Origin of the sequence: Algibacter sp. 2305UL17-15 (assembly GCF_040720935.1) — a bacterium.
In the GTDB taxonomy this organism is placed as follows: Bacteria; Bacteroidota; Bacteroidia; order Flavobacteriales; family Flavobacteriaceae; genus Jejuia.
Genome location: NZ_JBFDAE010000031.1, coordinates 1 through 4,237, shown reverse-complemented (window position 1 = coordinate 4,237; position 4,237 = coordinate 1). Strand labels below are relative to the sequence as shown.

General features: G+C 33.2%; 5 protein-coding genes. All 5 read left to right on the top strand.

Features of this window, described 5'->3' with window-relative positions; translation table 11 throughout:
- Window positions 1-766 precede the first annotated feature (766 nt).
- The 5 genes from ABXQ82_RS18670 (at window position 767) to ABXQ82_RS18650 (ending at window position 3,959) form a co-directional block, all read left to right on the top strand.
- A complete protein-coding gene (locus ABXQ82_RS18670; RefSeq protein WP_367063305.1) occupies window positions 767-1,087 on the top strand; it encodes a metalloregulator ArsR/SmtB family transcription factor in 321 nt (106 codons plus the stop codon).
- On the top strand, window positions 1,084-1,587 hold the full coding sequence (locus ABXQ82_RS18665) for an SRPBCC domain-containing protein (RefSeq protein WP_367063303.1): 504 nt from the start codon (window positions 1,084-1,086) through the stop codon (window positions 1,585-1,587). Before ABXQ82_RS18670 ends, ABXQ82_RS18665 begins: the two co-directional genes overlap by 4 nt.
- Before the next feature lie 4 nt (window positions 1,588-1,591).
- A complete protein-coding gene (locus ABXQ82_RS18660; protein ID WP_367063301.1) occupies window positions 1,592-1,969 on the top strand; it encodes a DoxX family protein in 378 nt (125 codons plus the stop codon).
- A gap of 20 nt (window positions 1,970-1,989) precedes the next feature.
- Window positions 1,990-2,604: a YdeI/OmpD-associated family protein gene (locus tag ABXQ82_RS18655; RefSeq protein ID WP_367063299.1), complete on the top strand. Its 615-nt coding sequence runs from the start codon at window positions 1,990-1,992 to the stop codon at window positions 2,602-2,604.
- Window positions 2,605-2,861: 257 nt separating this feature from the next.
- Complete coding sequence (locus tag ABXQ82_RS18650; protein WP_367063297.1) at window positions 2,862-3,959, top strand: trypsin-like serine protease; 1,098 nt, start codon at window positions 2,862-2,864, stop codon at window positions 3,957-3,959.
- Window positions 3,960-4,237: the final 278 nt, after the last annotated feature.

Below are 4,237 nucleotides of genomic sequence, written 5' to 3'. Positions count from 1 at the left end.
ATTTTCCTGCGGTAAGTTCGTCTAAAATTTTGAGTTTAAAAGATTCGGAATACCGTCTGATTACTTTGTCATTTTTGTACATAATTGATTAAGATTGTGTAGCCTTTATTCAGGACGGGTCAGTTTGAGACGATAAGGAAACCCTGACCCGAGGATACCGCAAAGACTGAAAAAAAGGTCTGTGCCCATCACCAATGCCACTTATATTTTTTAGGGATATGGCGCTAAAAATGCATAGCCAGCTTTTAGTGTACAGCCATGGTCTCTTGAACGCTCACCAGTACGGATATTTTTTTGGCCGGTACTTGTCCTGCAAGCCCGGTACATAGCATTTTTAGACCAGAAGCCAAGGCCGTTGCTTTTCTGCTATGGCTTCTGAACAATTCTCTTTGCGCACAGGGCATGGTACCTGTCCGCATTGTTGAAAAATATAAGCTTGTGCCAGCCCCTGATGGCCAATGGGTATTTGCCAAAGTGGGAGCTCTTGGAAAACCTGCACACAACAACGTGTAAAAATAATTGCTCGGCTAGTGACTTTTTGGAAAATTCCTGCGGAATTTTCTCTGGCTCGATTTTGTTTGCTAAATTAGTGGCCTAATCACGCAACTATCATTACACGCGGCTCGTTAGCACCAATTTAAAGAAACATCCTTACAAACAAGTAATTCCTACTAAATTTTAAACTTCCTTGAAAAAAAAATTAAAAATTATTTGCGTAGTTAAATGGCTTCATTTATATTTGTAGCCAAATAACTTCATAATGAAATTGAGAAGAGACATATTTCAAGCTATTTCCGACCCTACAAGACGAGCTATTTTGGTTCTGTTAACCTCACAGACTATGACAGCAGGAGCAATTGCAGAAAACTTTGATGTAGCGAGACCTACCATATCAAAGCACATTCAAATTTTGAACGAATGTGACCTTGTTAAAGCAAACCAACAAGGGCGAGAAATCTACTACGAACTGAAAATCGAAAAAATGAAAGAAATCGATAAATGGTTGGAACAATTCAGAAAAATTTGGGAAAACCGTTTTGGACAATTGGACAATTTATTATCAACACTTAAAAACAAAAAAAAATGAAAAGTAATTTGCAATTCGACTTCCTTGTAGATAAGGAAAACAACACACTCACTATTGTTCGAGAGTTTAACGCAGAAAGACAATTGGTTTGGGACTGTTACACCAAACAAGAATTGTTAGACCAATGGTTTTCACCAAAACCATTTATCACAAAGACAAAATCAATGGACTTTAGAAATGGTGGACATTGGCATTATGCAATGATTGACCCAGAAGGAACAGAATATTGGGGATATACTGAATATCACGATGTAAACCCTATTGACTATTATCGAACAATCGATGCGTTTTGCGATAGTGAAGGCACAATAAATCAAGAGCTTCCTACAGCAAATTGGAAAGTAACTTTTAACGACAAAGGAGAAAATGCAACAGTTACAACTGTGGTTACTTACGATTCGTTAAATGACCTTGAAACCGTTATCAATATGGGAATGGAAGAAGGTATGCTTTCAACTCTGGAAAAACTGGATGAATTATTAGTAACATTAAGAAAATAAAAAGATGAAAAAGAAAATAATTTTCGTAGTAAGCCTGTTATTCGGACTTATGTTCATCAACGCAGGATTGAATAAATTTTTCAATTATATGCCAATACCTGACGACTTACCTGAAAATATGGTAAAATTAATGAACGCATTTATGGAAATAAGTTGGCTTATGCCATTAGTTGGTTTTGCAGAAATTCTTGGTGGTTTATTGTTTGTAATTCCTAAAACAAAAGCACTTGGTGCCATCGTAATTTTTCCAGTAATGATAGGTATACTGCTAACAAACATCATTTCTGCACCATCTGGTTTACCTATTGCGTTAACCTTATTCGCTATAAACCTTTGGGTTATTTATGAGAACAGAGATAAGTATTCAGTACTCATCAAATAACAGCATAAAAATTTATCACAATGAAAAAGTTCAACTCAGAAGTAGATAACTACATAGCAAAGTCGGAAGATTTTGCAAAACCAATTTTAGAACATTGGAGACAGCTTGTTCACGACACTTGCCCAAATGTAGATGAAGCCGTTAAATGGGGAATTCCACACTTTGACTACAAAGGAGATTTTATGTGCGTAATGGCTTCCCATAAAAATCATTGTTCATTCTCATTTATCAAGGCAGAGTTAATGAAAGATAAACGGTTGAAAGAAAGTAAAAATCTAAAACCTATTAAACGCTTTTTAGGTAAAATCACATCGCTATCAGCTTTACCGACCGATAAAGAATTTGTTGGCTTTATCAAAGAGGCTATGGCTTTGAATGAAAAAGGGATCAAAATAGTTGCGAAAAAATCGGACAAACCAAAAGTGATTGAAACACCTGATTACTTTACTAAAAAATTGGCGAACAATCCAAAAGCAAAGGAAATTTTTGAAACCAAGTCCGCTTCATTTCGTAAAAACTATTTAGTTTGGATTACAGACGCTAAAACAGAATCCACTCGGAATAAAAGAATTGAACAATCTTTAGAATGGATAGCAGAAGGAAAAGATAGATTTTGGAAATATGCGAAAAAGTAAACAATATACGGACAAAAACTGGTGCTAACAACGTATATAAAACATAGCTATTACAGGCTTTCCGAGAGGTTTTTGCTTATTTATTAAGTCCGCCAAATTTTTATTTTTGTATATTTAGAAAATTAAAGATAAATAAAAAAAATAAAAATTCGGCTCGTGCATAATCCGAAAAATTAGCGTTTATTTACACGCTACGTTTCATATACACGACCGTTGTGCTTAATACGAGCAACAAGAAAGAATCAGAGTAGAAAATAATGAAAAGAATAACACAAACTTTTATATTCATCTCTATATTAAGCTCTTTAATATTAGGCTTTTTACATTTCAATAAAAAAACATTAATATTTAAAAGTTACGATTTCAATACTAAAAAACAAAGAACTTTTAATATTGAAACGTTGGATAATTCTTCAAACATTCATCCAAAAATCGGAAAACACAAAGCTAAAGACTTAGTCTTTTATGAAATAAGCGAAAAATATTTAAACACTAATTTGTCACCAATTAAAAAGACAAGTGAAGTTTTTGGAACAACTAATTTTTTCCCTTCATCTACTGTCGTTAAGGCAAAAAGTTATTTTAAAGGAAAAGAAGAGGGTAATTTTACAGCTACATTAGTTAGTGAAAGATTTTTACTAACAGCAGCTCATTGCGTAAAAGGTAGAAGTGATGAAAAACTAGACAGTATCATTATTTTCCCATTATTCGAAAATGGCAAATCCAATCATAACATAAATAAAATCAGAATAAAAAGAATATATTACCCTAAAGATGAGGAGAATGATGTTTGTAATGATATCGCATTATTAATGGTTGATTTACCTATAGGTAATGAACTAGGCAGTGTTGGACTTCCATCGGTCAATTTTGTAAAATCAAATTTGAATATAGAGAAAACTTTATTTCGTTTTTCATATCCTGAAAGAAGTTTCGCATCAATTATAGAAGAATCTAATGAAGCAAGAAAGAATGAAATTAACGAAGATGAATATAATCGAGTTAAGAAAAACGTTAAGCTACGATATTCTAATACACCCCAATTTGATAATTCTTTTCAGTATTTTAATAATGGTTTGTTTCAAGATAATAAGATAGGACACATTGAATTTCGTAAATTATATAGCATTGCAGGCAGAAGTGGTTCTGCTTTTTTAACTTCTGATTATTATGCTCTTGCAATACGTTCCCATGATGAAACAATATCTAAAAGTCATAAAAATGAAGATGGTAGTATTGAACACAAAGAAAGTCCAATGACAAGTTTCGACTGTAAACTAAGAGGAGAATTACTGGCTAGTTTTATTCATATTATAAAAGAAAACGAACATCTATTGAATTTAGAATCTATATAGAGAGAGAAGTACTAAGCACAACACTGTATAAAATTAATTGCTTGGTTAAGGCCTACTTACGAAAGTCCTCGCGGACTTTCTATCTGTGATTTATTTGCTAACTTTAGTGCATAAAACACGCAACTAATCTTATACAAACACGTTGCCAGTAATTTTGACCCGTCCTGAATAAAGGCTACACAATCTTAATCAATTATGTACAAAAATGACAAAGTAATCAGACGGTATTCCGAATCTTTTAAACTCAAAATTTTAGACGAACTTACCGCAGGAAAATT

Coding starts and splice junctions, on each gene's coding strand:
- ABXQ82_RS18665 (WP_367063303.1), top strand. CDS start 1,084: ATGAAAAGTAATTTGCAATTCGACTTCCTTGTAGATAAGGAAAACAAC.
- ABXQ82_RS18655 (WP_367063299.1), top strand. CDS start 1,990: ATGAAAAAGTTCAACTCAGAAGTAGATAACTACATAGCAAAGTCGGAA.
- ABXQ82_RS18660 (WP_367063301.1), top strand. CDS start 1,592: ATGAAAAAGAAAATAATTTTCGTAGTAAGCCTGTTATTCGGACTTATG.
- ABXQ82_RS18650 (WP_367063297.1), top strand. CDS start 2,862: ATGAAAAGAATAACACAAACTTTTATATTCATCTCTATATTAAGCTCT.